Here is a 15,883-nt window from a genome sequence, read left to right on the forward strand (position 1 = left end):
CGCAGGTCCGATTCGAACCCGAGGATGTGATGCGGTTATGTCTCACTATCGGCGCATTGGCACGGCTGTCGCCACCGGGATGCTGGTGCTGGCGCTGGGCGCAGGTCCCTTGACGGTCGCCACCGCGACGGCCTTCCCGATACCCACGGCGCCGCAGGGGCCCAGCTTCCCGGATCCGGGAGCGCCGGGCGGCGGACAGCAGCAGAAGAAGGACCCGCAGGCGGAGAAGGCGGAAAAGCTCGGCGGCGGCATGATCACCAAGATGATCGACTCGGCGGCGGACACCTTGAAGTGCGCGCTCAATATCGGCATCCCGACCGTGAGGTGCAGCTGATCCGAACCCGCGAGACTCGCGTGCCCCGTCGTGTTCCGCGGCGGGGCACGGTTGTGCGGGACCGGAGTCAGATCAGCGAGATCTGCCCGGGCTGTTCGGCCACCCGATCCAGCAGCTCCGGCCCGTTGTTCTTGACGCTGTTGACCAGCGAGGGCACCTCGCGGATCACGATGTCCGAAACCGCTGCCGCGGCAGGGGTTTCCAAGAGTTCCGCGGGCGCGGGGTGATCCGGGTCCAGCCAGGCGGCCCAGTGCTCGCGCGGCATGGGCAGCGGCATGCGGTCGTGGACCTTGGTCAGGTCGCCGACCGCGTCCGTGGTCAGGATCGTGCACGAGAGCAGCGGCTGCGCCCGGTCACCCTGGTCGCGGTCGCGCCAGACCGACCACAGGCCCGCCATATAGAGGCGGCCGCCGTCGGCGCGGGACATGAAGTACGGCCGCTTGACGGCTTTCCCGGAATCGCCCGCCTCGGTCACCCACTCGTACCAGCCGTCCATGGGGACCAGGCAGCGGCGCTTCTTCACCGCGTCCCGGAAGGAGGCCGTGGTGGCGGCCTTGTCGGCGCGGGCGTTGAACAGGGGCTTGCCCTTCACCGGCACACCCGGCTCGGCGGTCTTGGTCCAGACCGGGATCAATCCCCACCGCATGGCGCGGATGCGCAGGGCCGCCGGGTCGTCCGGGTGGTCGCGGTCGTGGCGTTCGACGACGGTGAGCACCTGGTTGGTGGGGGCCACGTTGTAGTTGGGGCTGAATCCCTTGTCGCCGGTCTCGTCGATCGCGTCGAGCTCGACGGCCAGCTTCGCGGGATTCGTCGTGGTCGCGTATCTACCGCACATGCCGACCATGCTGCCACCGCCCTCCGACACTCACCACGAATGAATCGCGGTCGATGTGATGGCAATTGACATCACTTGGGCGGTGTGAGACGTTCGTCTCATCAACCTCTCATCAAGGGATCGCCGCACAATGACTGCAACCGAAGCCGCCCCGCTCGATCAGGCCGAGACGCTGACTTCCGTCAACCCTGCCACCGGCGAGGCCCTCGCCACCTACCGGATCGATGATGAGGCGGCCGTGCGCGCTGCCGTCGCCAAAGCCCGCGGCGCCGCTGCCACCTGGGGCGCGCTGAGCTACGCCGAGCGCAAGAAGCACGTGCTGCGCTGGGGCAGCAAGCTCGTCGAGAAGTCCGACGAGTTGTGCGAGCTCATCCACGCCGAGAACGGCAAGCCCGTCGACGACGCCTTCCTCGAGCTCATGCTGGCGCTCGAGCACATCAAGTGGGCCGCCTCCAACGCCGAGAAGGTGCTCAAGCCGCGCAAGGTCGCGCCGGGCGCGTTCATGGCCAACTTCGCCGCCCACCTGGAGTACCGCCCGCTGGGCGTGGTCGGCATCATCGGCCCCTGGAACTATCCGGTCTACACCCCCAACGGCTCCATCGCCTACGCGCTGTCCGCGGGCAACTGCGTGGTGTTCAAGCCGAGCGAATTCTCCACCGGCATCGGCAATTTCGTGGCCAAGGCGTTCGCCGAGGCGAACCCGGAACTGCCGGACGGGGTGTTCATCACCATCAACGGCTACGGGGCCACCGGCGCGGCGCTGGTCAAGTCCGGCGTCGACAAGCTGGCGTTCACCGGGTCCACCGCGACCGGTAAGAAGATCATGGCCTCGGCCGCCGAGTCCCTCACCCCGGTGCTGCTGGAGTGCGGCGGCAAGGACGCGGTGATCGTGGCCGCCGACGCCGACATCAAGGCCGCCGCCGACGCCGTCGCCTGGGGCGCCACCGCCAACTCCGGCCAGACCTGCGCGGGCGTCGAGCGCGTGTACGTGGACAAGTCCATCGCCACCGAGTTCGTGGCCGAGGTCAAGCGCATCCTCACCGACATCAAGCCCGGCTCGGACGACAAGGCCTCCTACGGGCCGATGACCATGCCCAGCCAGGTCGACATCGTGCGCCGGCACATCGACGACGCGCTGAAGAACGGCGGCACCGCGGTGCTCGGCGGGCCCGAGTCCGTCAAGGGCTCCTTCATCGACCCGGTCATCCTGGTCGACGTGGACGAGTCCTCGGAAGCGGTGTGCGAGGAGACCTTCGGCCCGACCGTCACCATCCGCACCGTCAGCGGCGTGGACGAGGCCGTGGAGCTCACCAACAAGAGCAAGTACGGCCTGGGCTCGGCGGTCTACTCCAAGAAGCAGGGCATGGAGATCGCCCGGCGCCTGGAGGTCGGCTGCACCTCGGTGAACTCGGTGCTGTCCTACGCCGCCATCTCCGGCCTGCCCTTCGGCGGCGTCCGCGATTCCGGCATCGGCCGCATCCACGGCGCCCCCGGCCTGCTGGAATTCGCCCGCCCGCACTCGATCGCGGTGCAGCGCTTCACGATTCCGGGCATGGCATTGCTGTCCTACACCCGCACCGACCGCACCATGAAGCTGCTCCGCAAGATCGTGCCCCTGGTGCACGGCCGCGCGAAGTAGGAAAACCCAACTCTCGGGGACTCTCAGGGGTAAACCCCTGAAACCCCGGTAGGCCGCCAGGCGCGGGTCCCGGCCGAGCGCCGGTGTGGATTCCCGCCCGCCCACCAGGCGTGAGTTGCAGCCTGCGCACGAGACGCCGGTCCCCGCGATGGGGACCGGCGTTGTGCGTGTGCGCGCCGGCCGCCGGGATCGGCCGAATAACGGCCTGACGGCGGGATAGGGATGTGGGCCCCGCGGGACCCCGGTCATTTGGGAAGATAGGGCGGTGACTTTCTGGCCCGCGCCCCATGTCCGAGTTCCCGTCCATGCTTCCGTGACCCTGCCCGGGTCCAAATCGATTACCAATCGGGCGCTGATCCTCGCCGCGCTGGCGGATCGGCCGTCCACCATCACCGGGGCGTTGCGCAGCCGGGACACCGATCTGATGATCGCGGCGCTGCGGGCCATGGGCACCGGGATCGAGGGTGACGGCAGCACGCTGGTGGTCACTCCGCCCGCCGAATTCGGTAGCGCCATGGTCGATTGCGGGCTGGCGGGCACGGTCATGCGGTTCCTGCCGCCGGTGGCGGCGCTGGCGCGCGGCGACGTCGCCTTCGACGGCGACGAGCAGGCGCGGGCGCGGCCGCTGGGCACGATCCTGGACGCGCTGCGGGCGCTGGGCCTCGACATCGACGGCAACCAGCTGCCTTTCGTGGTGCACGGGATGGGAGCGCTGCGCGGCGGGCCGGTCACCATCGACGCGTCGGGTTCCTCGCAGTTCGTGTCGGGGCTGCTGCTGTCGGCGGCGCGATTCGAGCAGGGCGTCACCGTCAACCACGACGGCGCGGCGCTGCCGTCCATGCCGCACATCGAGATGACCGTGGAGATGCTGCGCCGGGCCGACGTTCGCGTCGACGCCCCCAACGATCCGCGCAAGGCGCAGACCTGGACCGTCGCGCCCGGCCCGATCCGCGCGGTGGACTGGGACGTGGAGCCGGACCTGTCCAACGCCACCCCGTTCCTGGCCGCCGCGGCGGTCACCGGCGGCGAGGTGAGCATCCCGCACTGGCCCCGGCTCACCACCCAGCCCGGCGACGTGATCCGCGAGATCCTGGTCCGGATGGGCGCGGAGGCGCGGATCTTCGACGGTGTGCTCACCGTGCGCGGCCCGGAACGCCTGGCGGGCATCGACATCGACCTCCACGACGTGGGTGAGCTGACCCCGACCGTGGCCGCCCTTGCGGCCCTGGCGGATTCGCCGTCGCGGCTGCGCGGCATCGCGCACCTGCGCGGGCACGAGACCGACCGGCTGGCGGCGCTGGCCACCGAGATCAACCGGCTCGGCGGCAAGGTCACCGAGACCGAGGACGGGCTGGCCATCGTACCGAACCCGCTCACCGCCGGGCAGTGGCGCTCCTACGCCGACCACCGGATGGCCACCGCGGGCGCGATCATCGGCCTGGTGACCCCGGGCGTGGAGATCGAGGACATCGGCACCACCGCCAAGACGCTGCCGGGATTCGTCGAGTTGTGGGAGAGCATGCTGGCCGGAGCGGACCACTGAGGCGCCGCGAGTACGACGAGTCCGATGTCCGGGTGCGCCCGGGCAAGGGCTCGCGCCCGCGCACCAAGACCCGGCCGCAGCATCTGGATGCCGAAGCGGCCATGGTGGTTTCGGTGGACCGCGGTCGCTGGGGGTGCGTGCTGGACGGGGATCCGGAGCGCGGCGTGGTCGCCATGCGGGCGCGCGAACTGGGCCGGACCCCGATCGTGGTCGGTGACCAGGTGGATCTGGTCGGCGACCTGTCCGGCAAGCCCGACACCCTGGCCCGCATCGTGCGGGTGTCCGAACGGCGAACGGTGTTGCGCCGCACCGCCGATGACACCGACCCGTTCGAGCGGGTGGTGGTCGCCAATGCCGAGCAGCTGTTCATCGTGGTGGCGCTGGCCGATCCGCCGCCGCGCACCGGGTTCGTGGAGCGGGCCATGGTGGCGGCGTACGTCGGTGGGCTGCAACCGATCCTGTGCCTGACCAAGCACGATCTGGCCGCCGACTCCGAATTCGCCTCGGCCTTCGAGGATCTGGATCTCACCATCGTCTACGCGGGCATCGAGGATCCCCTGGAACCGGTGCTGGAGCTGCTCGACGACAAGCTGACCGCGTTCATCGGGCATTCGGGGGTGGGCAAGTCCACCCTGGTGAACCGGCTCGTCCCCGACGCCGAGCGCGCGGTCGGCGAGGTATCGGGCGTCGGCAAGGGGCGGCACACCTCGACGCAGTCGGTGGCGTTGCCGTTGCCCGATGATGGCTGGGTGGTCGACACACCCGGCGTGCGATCGTTCGGTTTGGCTCACATCACACCCGACGACGTGATCGCCGCCTTCTCGGATCTGGCCGAGGCCATCGAGGACTGCCCGCGCGGCTGCACCCACCTGGGCCCGCCCGCCGATCCGGAATGCGCGCTCGACCTGCTGGAAGGCAAGGAGCAGCGGGTGGCGGCCATCCGCCGTCTGCTGACCGCGCTGAATTCCAACGACCCCTGGTTCCGCGGCAACAGCGAATCCTGAGGCGACACGGGCCGCCACCGGTAGCTGAAGAATCGCCCATTCGATACCTTTTGTGCATAACCGGCACGAAGGGAAGTCATGAGCGAGGAAACTCCGCCGCGCGAGCATGACGACGACGCCGACTCGCGCGAGGACGAGAAGAAGCAACTGCGCCGCGAACACGACGAGGACCGCCCCCCCCGCCGACCCGAACGACTGGAACGAGGACTGGGACCGGGCGCGTTGGGCGCCCTGACGGCGGCCCGGCAACATAATCGGGGACATGGTTTTCGCTGAATGGCAGCGCGGCCCCGGCGTGCCCGCCCGCTGGAATCCGCTCCCCCGGCTGGGGCGGGCGCTGGCCCGTCGCCGCACGGTCATGCGCGCCGCCCCGCTGGTCTTCGCGCTGGAACGGATCGCGCGGCGAACCACCAAGGGCCGCAAGGGGATTCTCGACGTGGTGGGCCTGCCGGCGGTGGAGCTGACGGTGGCGGGCCGCCGGACCGGGCTGCCGCGTACGGTCAGCCTGCTCTATACGCCCGATCTCCTGGACGAGAAACGGTTCCTGATCGTCTCGTCGAATTGGGGCAAGCCCGAACAGCCGTCCTGGTCGGCCAATCTGCGGCACGCCGAAGTGGCCGAACTGACGGTGCGGGGCGAGCGGTTCCCGGTCCGGGTGCGCGAGCTGACCGGCGGCGATCGGGACCGGGCCTGGCGGCGGGCGCTGGAATTCTGGCCCGGCTACGCCATGGAACAGCGGCTCGCGGGGACGCGCCGGTTCCGGCTGTTCGAACTCACCCGCGCCTGAGCGGCGTCACAGCGGCGGACGGGTCAGCCGCATGCCGTTGTCGAAGTCGATGCCGCGCAGCTCGGAACGGCCGGTGAGACCGAGCTTCTCGAGAATCCGCGACATGTGGTGGCCGACGGTGCGCGGGCTGAGGAACAGCTCCGCGCCGATCTCCCGATTGGTGAGGCCCTGGGCGGCGAGCCGGGCGACCTGGGACTCCTGCACGGTCAGCGGTGTGTCCGAAGCTCCGGCGGGTTTGGCCCCGGTGCCGGTGAGGTCGAGTTCGGTGCGGGTGCGCGCGGCCCACGCGGTCGCGCCGATCAGCTCGAAACCGTCCGCGGCGAGGCGCAATTGCTCGGCGGCGTCGCGGCGGCGGCGGACCCGGCGCAGCCACTTGCCGTAGAGCAGCTGGGTGCGGGCGCGTCCGAAACTGCCGTGCCGGGAATCGCCGACCGCGACGGCGCGCCGGTAGTAGTGCTCGGCGCGGTCCTCCTCCGCGAGCAGCGCGCGGCAGGCGTAGGCGGCGGCCAGCGCCCAGCGGGCCCGGGACCGCCGCGCCCAGAGCACGATGTGCTCCGAGTGCGCGGCGGCCTCGTCGAAACGACCCACGCGGCACGCCGCTTCGACGAGATCGAGGGTGGCCAGCCGGGCCAGCGTGGGGTGCGCGGCCTCGTGGCCCGGCTCCGACAGTGCGCGCAGCCGCCGGTAGGCGGCCTCGGCGTCACCGGCGGTGAGCGCGTGGAAGCCGTGGTGCCAGTAGGCGCCGCCGGTGAGCAGCGGCACCGCGTGCGGGCGGGACAGCGCCAGCGCGCGCTCCACGCTGTCGGTCACCAGGTCCGCGTCGCCGCGCTGAGCGGCCAGCCGGGCCCGCAGGTTCCAGCACTGGGCCAGGATATTGTCGGCGCCCGCACCGGACGCCAGGTCGAAGGCCTCCTCGAGGGTGGCCTCCCCGGCTTCCCAGCGTCCGGTCGCGAGCTGCATGGTGGCCAGCTGCGGCAGCACCCCGATCGCCGCCGCCCGATCGCCGGAGGCTCGAAGTCCGGCCGCCACCCCCAGATACGGTTCCAGCCCCGCCTCGGCCAGCCCCCACTCCAGCAGCTGCGCCGCGGGCGGCAGCAGCTGCGCCGCGAGCATCGGCGACGGCTCCGCCACCACCGCCTCGAGCTGCCCGTCCATCGGCCGGTCGACACCCTGCCCGAGCACCCACTCGGTCCGCTCCGCCAGCAGCCGCAGTCCCGCGACCAGGTCGGCCCCGCGCGCCGCCCGCGGCTTGGCGGCGATGGCGTCGGCGTCGCGGAGCAGCAGGGTGTGGGCGCGGGCGGGGTCGCCGGCGACGAGTTCGAGCAGGCCGGGCAGGCCCGCGGCGGCGGTGGTGATGGCGGCCGGGGTGGTGCGGGATTCGGCGAGGGTGAGCAGGCGGCGGGCGGATTCGATATCGCCCCCCTCCCACGCGAATTGGGCCGCGGCCGCGAGGCGGAGACCGGCGGTGGCCGGATCCGCGGTGATGGCGGCGGCGCGGCGTAGGACGGCGGCCGCGGCGAGCGGACCGTTGTGGCGCAGGACGCGGGGGGCGCCGTCGGCGAGGGCGCGGGCCAGTTCGGGGTCGGGGGTGTCGAGTCCGGCGGCCAGGTGCCAGGCGCGGAGTTCGTCGGCGCCGGAGCCGGGGAGGGCGGCGGCCAGCGCGAGGTGGACGGCGCGGCGCTGGGCGGGCGGGGCGGCGTCGTAGGCCGCGCCGCCGAGCAGGCGGTGCCGCATGTCGACGCGGCCGTCGGTGACGACCAGCAGGCCCGCCTCGAAGGCCCGTTCCCAATCCGCCGGGGCGACACCGAGTTCGGTGGCGGCGGACGCGATCGGGCTCAGGGTGCCGCGGTCCTCGGCGGCCGCCACCACCAGCAGCAGGCGGATCCCCGGGTCCAAGGCGGCGAGCCGGTCGGCGAAGGCGGCGCGCAGGCGGGGGCCGAAAGGCGCCGGTCCCCATGCGATTCCGGCCCCGTCCTCGGTGTCGATCGGGAATTCGCGCAGGGCCAAGGGGTTTCCGCCGGCCAGCCGCAGCATGCGGTTCGCCCGGGGCGCGCCGACGCCGCCCGCCCGCCGCGCCAGCAGCCGCCGCGCCTCCGGGTCGGGCAGCGGAGCGATCGGCAGCACCCGCAGTGACTGCCACACCGTGGTGGCGGGGCTGTCCCGCATGGCGACCAGCAGGGCCACCCGGACCCCGCCGAGGCGGCGCAGCGCGAACGCGAGGGCCCGGGCGGTCGCGAGATCCACCGACTCCGCGTCGTCGACGACCAGCAGCACCGGCTGATCCGCGGCCACCGCTGCCAGCAGGGAGACCACGGCCGCCCCCACCAGGAACCGGTCCGCCGGGCCGGGTCCGCGGCCGAGGGCGGCGGTCAGGGCGCGGGCCTGCGGACCGGGCAGCGCGGGCACGCGATCGGCGAGCGGACCGAGCAGTTCGCGTAATGCCGCGAAATCCACTCCGCTGTCGGCGGAATTTCCGCGGCAGTGCAGAACTCTGAATTCGATGGCGCGTTGTTCGGCGTCACGCAGTAGCGCGGTTTTCCCGATCCCGGGTTCTCCCCAGAGCAGCATTCCCCCGCCGTGACCGGCGCGCGCCTCGGTCAGGACCCGAGACAGTTCGTTCTGTTCTCGTTCCCTCCCCTGGAGCACCCGGATCTCGCGCACGTCGCAAGGTACCTCGCATTACGAGCAACCGACAAACCTGTAAACGCGATCTTCCCAGCGGCTGAGATCACCGCCGGGATAAGCGATTCCGGACATTTCGCAGTCGACCGATTGACCGACCGATACGATGACCGATTCTCTTCCCGATCGGGAAGACTAAAATGCGGGCGCGAATAGAGAACCCCAATTCGGGCATCGCTCCGAAACGCTTTCCATTGCATTCCCGGCGGCGCGCCGGTTAAACATTCCGGCCCGCACCGGGCCCGGCCCAGGACACGTTTCGGTCGCACAGCGTGCGGACCCCGCAGGAAATAGTTAGCCTGCGCAGGTGGAAGACCGTGAGCGCAAGGAATTTTCGCCGCTCCTCGACGCAGCCCTCGGCCCGGGAGCACCCGTCACCCCGGAGGTCCGGATCGGGCGCAACGACCCGGACGACGCGCTGCCCGAATGCGTCCGCTGCGGCAGACCCGCGGCATTGCACCTGCGCGCGGTCTGGCTGTCCACCCGCGCCGTGCTGGCCGGAGACACCGACGTGGACAGCGTGATCCAGGTGCACGCCTGCGGCGGCTGTGCGGGCAGTGTGGCCGGCATGATCCTGATCAACTGGGACCCGCGCTACTGGGGCGAGTCGGTCAACCTGGACTGACCGGTCGAAACCCGCACCCACCGCGAGCCGGAACCGTCAGCGCGGCCGCACGATTCGCATGCCGTTGTCGAAGTCGACGTCCACCAGATCGGACCGGCCGCTGAGCCCCAGCTTGCCGAACACCCGCGACAGGTGGTGCCCGACGGTGCGGGGACTGAGGAACAGCTCGGTCCCGATCTCCCGATTGGTGAGCCCGTGGGCGGCCAGCCGGGCCACCCGCAGCTCCTGCGCGGTCAGCACCGAGGTCTCGCCGTGCGCGGTGACCGGCGCCGCCCGGCGACCGGTGAGTTCGAGCTCCTGCCGGGCGCGCAGCACCCACTGGGCCGCACCCATGCCCTCGAACGCCTCGGCGGCCGAACGCAATTGCTCGGCGGCGTCCGCGCGGCGGCGGGCCCGGCGCAGCCACTTGCCGTAGAGCAGGCGGGTGCGCACCTGGTTCAGATCGTGGCGGGTGCGCCGCACGGCCAGCGCGCGCTGGAAGTACTTGTCGGCGCGGTCGTCCGTGCACAGCAGCGCCCGGCAGGTGTAGGCGGCCGAGACCGCCCAGTCGGCGCGGGAGCGCAGCGCCCAGTCCCGGATCTCCTCGTAGTACCCGGCGGCCTCGTCGTGGCGGCCCACCCGGACCGCGGCCTCCACCAGATCCACGGCGGCCAGCCGCGCGTAGGTGGGATGCCGGGCGTCGTGGCCCGGCTGGGCCAGGGTGCGCAGGCGCAGATACGCGGTCTCCGGATCGCCGAGGCTGAGGGCGTGGAAGCCCAGGTGCCAGTGCGCCGACGCGATGACCGCGTGCGCGCGCCGCGGCCGGGCCAGCGCCAGCACCTGATCGGCGGCCGCCAGCACCCCATCCGAATCACCGTGCAGGGCGGCGATTTTCGCGCGCAGCGCCCAGCACTGGGCGAGCACGTTGTCCACTCCGCCGGCCTCGGCCAGCTCGAACGCCTCGGCCAGGGTGCGTTCGGCGGCCGGGAAGCGGCCGTTGGCGAATTGCAGGATGGCCAGCTGCGGCAGCAGCGACACCGCGGCGGGGGCGGCACTGCCCCGCAGCGAGGCCGCCGCTTGGGTGTACGGCTCCAGGGCGGTCTCGGCGAGTCCCCACAGCAGCACCAGCGGCGCGGGCGGCAGCGGCCGGATCATGGTGTGGAAGCGGGAGATGCCTTCCCGCACGGTCATTTCCGCGGGATCCAGATCGAGCACGCCGTGCCCGGCAACCCAGCGCGCGCGTTCGGCGTCGACCCGCAGGTTGGCGGCGGTCGCCGGGTCCACCAGTTCGGCGTCGCGCAGCAGCAGGCGGCTCGCCCGTTCCGGTTCTCCCGCAACGAATTCCAGCAGTCCGGCCAAACCCCGGGCGGCGGTCGCGGCCCGTTCGGGGCCCAGGCGGGCGACGGCGCGGTCGAGCAGGCCGTGCGCGGAGGCGATATCGCCGCCCGCCCAGGCGAATCGGGCCGCGGCGGCCAGCCGTTCCCCGGCCCGCTCCGGGTCCGGCGAGATGGCGGCGGCCTGGCGCAGCATGGCGGCCGCGGCCATCGGCCCGTGGGCGGCGCCGGTCGCCCGTTCGGTCAGCGCGGCGGCGAGGTCCTCGTCGGGGCGGCCCGCGGCGAGGGCGCGGTGCCAGGCGCTCAGGTCGTGGTCGCCGGTCCCGGTCAGCGCGTTCGCGACGGCCAGCTGGGCGGCCCGGGTCTCGGCCACGGTCGCGGACGCGTGCACGGCGGCGCACAGCAGGGCGTGGGTGCGTTCGACGCGGCCGTCGCTGATGGTGAGCAGCCCGGCGGACGCGACGTGCTCCCAGGCCTGGGAGTCCACGCCGAGGGCGGCCGCGGCGGTGGTGACGATGCCCAGCACGCCACGGGTCTCGGTGGCGGCCACGGTCAGCAGGGTCCGGACGGTGGCGGGCAGGGCGGCGACGCGTTCGCCGAACGCGGTGCGCACGCCGGGGCCCAGAGCCATGGGTTCGGGGGCGGTGCCCGCGAGATCGCCGACCACACCGGGCAATTCGAGCAGCGCGAGGGGGTTGCCGTCGGCCACGGAGAGAATGCGACCCAGGCGCAGCGCGCCCAGCGGGCCGTACCGGTCGGCGAGCAGGCGGCGGGCCTCGGCGTCGGCCAGGCCGGTGACCCGCAGCGCGGGCAGGTCCCGCCACAGGGTGTCGGCGGGGTCGTCACGCAAGGCCACCAGCAGTGCGACGGGGGCGGCGGTGAGGCGGCGGATGGCGAAGACGATGGCCCGCGCCGATTCCGGGTCGACCAGTCGGGCCTCGTCCACGATCAGCAGCAGCGGCTGCTCGGCGGCGAGTTCGGTGAGCAGCCGGACCAGCGCGGCCCCGACCAGGAACGGGTCGGCGGGACCGGCGTCGAGACCGAGCACCACGCCCAGGGCGCGGGCCTGGGCGGGCGGCAGCAGCGGCAGCCGGTCGGCGACCGGCAGCAGCAGCTCGTGCAGGGCCGCGTGGTCCAGGCCGGATTCGGCGCGGATGCCTTGGCAACGCAGCACCCGGAAGTCCGCGGCCTGGTCGAGCGCGGCGCGTAGTAGCGCGGTCTTGCCGATCGCTGGATCCCCCGACAGAACCAGCGCCGCACCGCGGCCCGAACGTGCCGCCGCGAGAACGCGATCCACATGGATGCGTTCTCGTTCCCTCCCGTAGAGCTTCAGATCCTCCCACACATTCGGGAAATTTAGTCTAGCTAATAGCGTGCAACCAAGCCCTTCGCAAGCAACTGGCACAAATTGTCCCGAATGACGCAGATCACAAGATCAATAGGAGCAATTCAATTAACACGCAACCGAGTTCGCGCGATAGAAATGCCCCTTATTGTCACCGTTGAAGCGAAAAGCACCCGAATGGGATTCGCCGGGCGGCTCGCCGATCAGCGGAAGATGGTCATGTACCAGAGGCCGTCGGCGCCCTGATCGCAGCTCCACTGCCAGCCGTCCTCACCGCGCAGCTGCACGCCACCGGCCTGGAACTGGCCATTGTTGCCGTCCGCGGCGCAGCCGTCGAGCGAGGCGTAGCTGCCGTCCACCGTCAGGGTCTCCGCGTGCGCCGTCGCGACGCCCGCCCCGAGGATACCGACGGTCGCGGCGGCGAGTGCGAAAGTCTTGAACATTGTGCGATTCCTTCCTTTTCGATCGCCACCCGGCGATCGATTCGGAAGCAATTCCAGCGCACCGATCATGACCGTTTCATGACCGCGCGAAAACTCTTGGCGCACTGCGGAAAACACCGCGCCCCGGGTGAGAACACCCGGGGCGCGGCACGTTTCGACAGGGTCGCGAACTCAGTGGCGGCGCTTGGTCCGATCCGCCTTGGACTGCGCCCGGGCCGCCTCGCGACGCTCGCGGCGGGTGCCGCCCTGCGCGTCCTCGGCGCCGTACTCGTCGCTGTCGCTGCGCACGGCGGCGTGGCCGCCCTCGTCCGGGCCGCTGTAGGACAGCCCGCGCGGGCCGGACTCGTCGATTCCCTTGGCGCGCAACGCCGCCGGAGCGCCGTTGCCCGCGTGCGCCGCGTCCTCCTGGGTAGGCAGCGGGCGGTTGCCGACCGGCGACTGCAGGCCCGCGGCCACGTTCACACCCACCGGCTGCGGCTGCTGCACCTCGACCTGGAGGTTGAACAGGAAGCCGACCGACTCCTCCTTGAGGCCCTCGAGCATGGCCGCGAACATGTCGAAGCCCTCGCGCTGGTACTCGACCAGCGGGTCGCGCTGCGCCATGGCGCGCAGGCCGATGCCCTCCTTGAGATAGTCCATCTCGTAGAGGTGCTCGCGCCACTTGCGGTCCAGCACGCTCAGCAGCACCTGGCGTTCCAGGTTGCGCATGCTGCCCTCGCCCGCGAGGCCGTCGATCTCGGCTTCACGGTTGTCGTAAGCGGTGTGCGCGTCGTCGAGCAGCGCGTCCAGCAGTTCCTCGCGGGACAGGTCGCCGGGCTCGCCGTTCTCGATCTCACCGGTGAGCTCACGGTAGTCGATGCCGCCGGGGTACAGCGTCTTGAGCGCGCCCCACAGCTTGTCCAGATCCCAGTCCTCGACGTAGCCCTCCGCGGTGGCGCCGTTGACGTAGGCGGTGATCACGTCGGTGATCATCTCCTGCACCTGGCCCTCCATGTCCTCACCCTCGAGGATGCGGGCGCGCTCGGCGTAGATCACCTTGCGCTGCTGGTTCATGACCTCGTCGTACTTGAGGACGTTCTTGCGGATCTCGAAGTTCTGCTGCTCGACCTGGGTCTGCGCCGACTTGATGGCCCGCGAGACCATCTTGGCCTCGATCGGCACGTCGTCGGGCAGGTTCAGCCGGGTCATGATCGACTCCAGCGCCGCGCCGTTGAAGCGCCGCATCAGCTCGTCGCCCAGCGACAGGTAGAAGCGGGACTCGCCCGGGTCGCCCTGCCGGCCGGAACGACCGCGCAGCTGGTTGTCGATACGCCGCGACTCGTGGCGCTCGGTGCCCAGCACGTACAGGCCGCCCGCCTCGCGCACCGCCTCGGCGTCCGAGTCGACCTGCTGCTTGACCCGGTCCAGGGTGGCGTGCCACTGGGCCTCGTACTGGTCGGGGGTCTCGACCGGGTCCAGGCCCTGCCGGCGCAGCAGGATGTCGGCGATGATGTCCGGGTTGCCGCCCAGCACGATGTCGGTGCCACGACCGGCCATATTGGTGGCGACGGTGACCGCGCCCGGGCGCCCGGCCTCGGCGACGATCTGCGCTTCCTGCTCGTGGAACTTGGCGTTCAGCACGCTGTGCGCGATGCCGCGCTTGGTGAGCAGCTTGGACAGGTACTCCGAGCGCTCGACCGAGGTGGTGCCGACCAGGACCGGCTGGCCCAGCTCGTGCTTCTCCTGGATGTCGTCGGCGACCGCGGCGAACTTGGCCTCTTCGGTCTTGTAGATCAGGTCGGACTGATCCTGACGGACCATCGGCTTGTTGGTCGGGATCGGCACCACGCCCAGGCCGTAGGTCTGGTGCAGCTCGGCCGCCTCGGTCTCGGCGGTACCGGTCATACCCGACAGCTTGTCGTACAGGCGGAAGTAGTTCTGCAGCGTGATGGTGGCCAGCGTCTGGTTCTCCGGCTGGATCTCCACGCCTTCCTTGGCCTCGATGGCCTGGTGCATGCCCTCGTTGTAGCGGCGGCCCACCAGGATTCGGCCGGTGAACTCGTCGACGATGATGACCTCGCCGTCGCGGACGATGTAGTCCTTGTCCTTGGTGTAGAGCTCCTTGGCCTTGATGGCGTTGTTCAGGTAGCTCACCAGCGGCGAGTTCGCGGCCTCGTAGAGGTTGTCGATGCCCAGCTGGTCCTCGACGAACTCGACGCCCGCCTCGTGCACACCGATGGTGCGCTTCTTGATGTCGACCTCGTAGTGCAGGTCCTTCTTCAGCAGCGGGGCGATGCGCGCGAACTCCGCGTACCACTTCGAGGAGGCGTCGGCCGGGCCCGAGATGATCAGCGGGGTGCGGGCCTCGTCGATGAGGATGGAGTCGACCTCGTCGACGATGGCGAAGTTGTGCCCGCGCTGGACCAGATCGTCCAGCGTGTGGGTCATGTTGTCGCGCAGGTAGTCGAAGCCGAACTCGTTGTTCGTGCCGTAGGTGATGTCCGCGGCGTAGGCCTCGCGGCGCTCGGCCGGGGTCATGCCGCCCAGGATCACGCCGACCTCGAGACCGAGGAAGCGGTGCACGCGGCCCATCCACTCGGAGTCGCGCTTGGCCAGGTAGTCGTTGACGGTGACGACGTGCACGCCCTCACCGGAGATGGCGTTGAGGTAGGCGGGCAGCACACAGGTCAGGGTCTTGCCCTCACCGGTCTTCATCTCCGCCACATTGCCGATGTGCAGGGCGGAACCGCCCATGATCTGCACCTTGTAATGCTTCTGGTTGAGCACTCGCCAGGACGCTTCCCGCGCGGTCGCGAAGGCCTCCAGCAGCAGTTCGTCGAGGGTCTCGCCCTCGGCGAAGCGCTGTTTGAACTCCGCGGTCTTGGCCTGGAGTTCGGCGTCGGAGAGCGCCGTGTACTCCTCGTCGAGGGCGATGACCTCGTCCGCCAGGCTTGCCAGCCGCTTGACCGTGCGACCTTCACCAATCCGTAGCAACCTTGAAAAACTCAGCGCAGGCACGGGTCTTGTAGTCCTCTGGTCGGTGTTGTCGGTAGCCCCCACCATGGCGGGAGGCCTGCGCGCGGGCGCGCATTCACAAGCCATGGTAATCCGGCCCCCATCGTAGGTGCTGAACTGCGCACGGGACTGCCCGGGCGCTGAGGAGAAGCTGTGAAAGCGCGACGCCCGCACCGCAGCTCCCGGCCCCGGCGAACGCCCAGCGAATGGGCTTGCGGCCGAGGCTGATTCGACACCCCTGACGTACCATGTAGGGGGTCCGGCGTGCGGCGGTCCGCGTCCGCGCACCCGGAACGACGGCACCGACGACGGTGCGTGATCTCGGGCAGTGCGGCCCAT

At 70.9% G+C, this 15,883-nt stretch carries 12 protein-coding genes; 7 read left to right on the plus strand and 5 right to left on the minus strand.

Translation table 11 applies throughout. The annotated features are described in order from the left end of the window. Positions 1-37: 37 nt before the first annotated feature. Complete coding sequence (locus ABZ382_RS11610; RefSeq protein WP_357087030.1) at positions 38-334, plus strand: hypothetical protein; 297 nt, start codon at positions 38-40, stop codon at positions 332-334. A gap of 67 nt (positions 335-401) precedes the next feature. Here the strand turns inward: ABZ382_RS11610 and ABZ382_RS11615 are convergent, their stop codons facing one another. After that, entirely contained in the window at positions 402-1,169 is a 768-nt protein-coding gene (locus ABZ382_RS11615) for an SOS response-associated peptidase (RefSeq protein ID WP_357087033.1), read from the minus strand. A 130-nt stretch (positions 1,170-1,299) separates the two neighbouring features. Here ABZ382_RS11615 and ABZ382_RS11620 point away from each other — a divergent pair, with 130 nt between their 5' ends. From ABZ382_RS11620 to ABZ382_RS11640, 5 genes are all read left to right on the plus strand, one after another. After that, on the plus strand, positions 1,300-2,808 hold the full coding sequence (locus ABZ382_RS11620; protein WP_357087035.1) for an aldehyde dehydrogenase family protein: 1,509 nt from the start codon (positions 1,300-1,302) through the stop codon (positions 2,806-2,808). Positions 2,809-3,073: 265 nt separating this feature from the next. Beyond that, on the plus strand, positions 3,074-4,351 hold the full coding sequence (gene aroA, locus ABZ382_RS11625) for a 3-phosphoshikimate 1-carboxyvinyltransferase (protein ID WP_357087037.1): 1,278 nt from the start codon (positions 3,074-3,076) through the stop codon (positions 4,349-4,351). Then, entirely contained in the window at positions 4,348-5,355 is a 1,008-nt protein-coding gene (gene rsgA, locus ABZ382_RS11630) for a ribosome small subunit-dependent GTPase A (RefSeq protein WP_357087350.1), read from the plus strand. Before aroA ends, rsgA begins: the two co-directional genes overlap by 4 nt. Before the next feature lie 78 nt (positions 5,356-5,433). Further along, entirely contained in the window at positions 5,434-5,631 is a 198-nt protein-coding gene (locus tag ABZ382_RS11635) for a hypothetical protein (RefSeq protein ID WP_357087039.1), read from the plus strand. Beyond that, positions 5,618-6,142, plus strand: a complete 525-nt coding sequence (locus tag ABZ382_RS11640; RefSeq protein ID WP_357087040.1) for a nitroreductase family deazaflavin-dependent oxidoreductase — start codon at positions 5,618-5,620, stop codon at positions 6,140-6,142. The genes ABZ382_RS11635 and ABZ382_RS11640 overlap by 14 nt, the downstream gene beginning before the upstream one ends. A gap of 6 nt (positions 6,143-6,148) precedes the next feature. On the opposite strand, the gene ABZ382_RS11645 is transcribed toward ABZ382_RS11640, so the two are convergent. Next, positions 6,149-8,803, minus strand: a complete 2,655-nt coding sequence (locus ABZ382_RS11645) for an AAA family ATPase (RefSeq protein WP_357087043.1) — start codon at positions 8,801-8,803, stop codon at positions 6,149-6,151. A gap of 328 nt (positions 8,804-9,131) precedes the next feature. On the opposite strand from ABZ382_RS11645, the gene ABZ382_RS11650 reads away from it, so the two are divergent. Further along, positions 9,132-9,449, plus strand: coding sequence for a hypothetical protein (locus tag ABZ382_RS11650; RefSeq protein ID WP_357087046.1), 318 nt, complete (start codon positions 9,132-9,134; stop codon positions 9,447-9,449). A 36-nt stretch (positions 9,450-9,485) separates the two neighbouring features. On the opposite strand, the gene ABZ382_RS11655 is transcribed toward ABZ382_RS11650, so the two are convergent. The 3 genes from ABZ382_RS11655 to secA form a co-directional block, all read right to left on the minus strand. Continuing rightward, the gene (locus ABZ382_RS11655; protein WP_357087049.1) at positions 9,486-12,107 is read right to left on the minus strand and encodes a LuxR C-terminal-related transcriptional regulator; all 2,622 of its coding nucleotides are present in this window, start codon (positions 12,105-12,107) and stop codon (positions 9,486-9,488) included. 203 nt (positions 12,108-12,310) lie between these two features. Beyond that, positions 12,311-12,550, minus strand: coding sequence for a hypothetical protein (locus ABZ382_RS11660; protein WP_357087052.1), 240 nt, complete (start codon positions 12,548-12,550; stop codon positions 12,311-12,313). A 171-nt stretch (positions 12,551-12,721) separates the two neighbouring features. Then, entirely contained in the window at positions 12,722-15,547 is a 2,826-nt protein-coding gene (gene secA, locus ABZ382_RS11665; RefSeq protein WP_357087054.1) for a preprotein translocase subunit SecA, read from the minus strand. Positions 15,548-15,883: the final 336 nt, after the last annotated feature.

It is taken from the genome of Nocardia sp. NPDC005825 (assembly GCF_040630175.1).
Lineage (GTDB): Bacteria > Actinomycetota > Actinomycetes > Mycobacteriales > Mycobacteriaceae > Nocardia.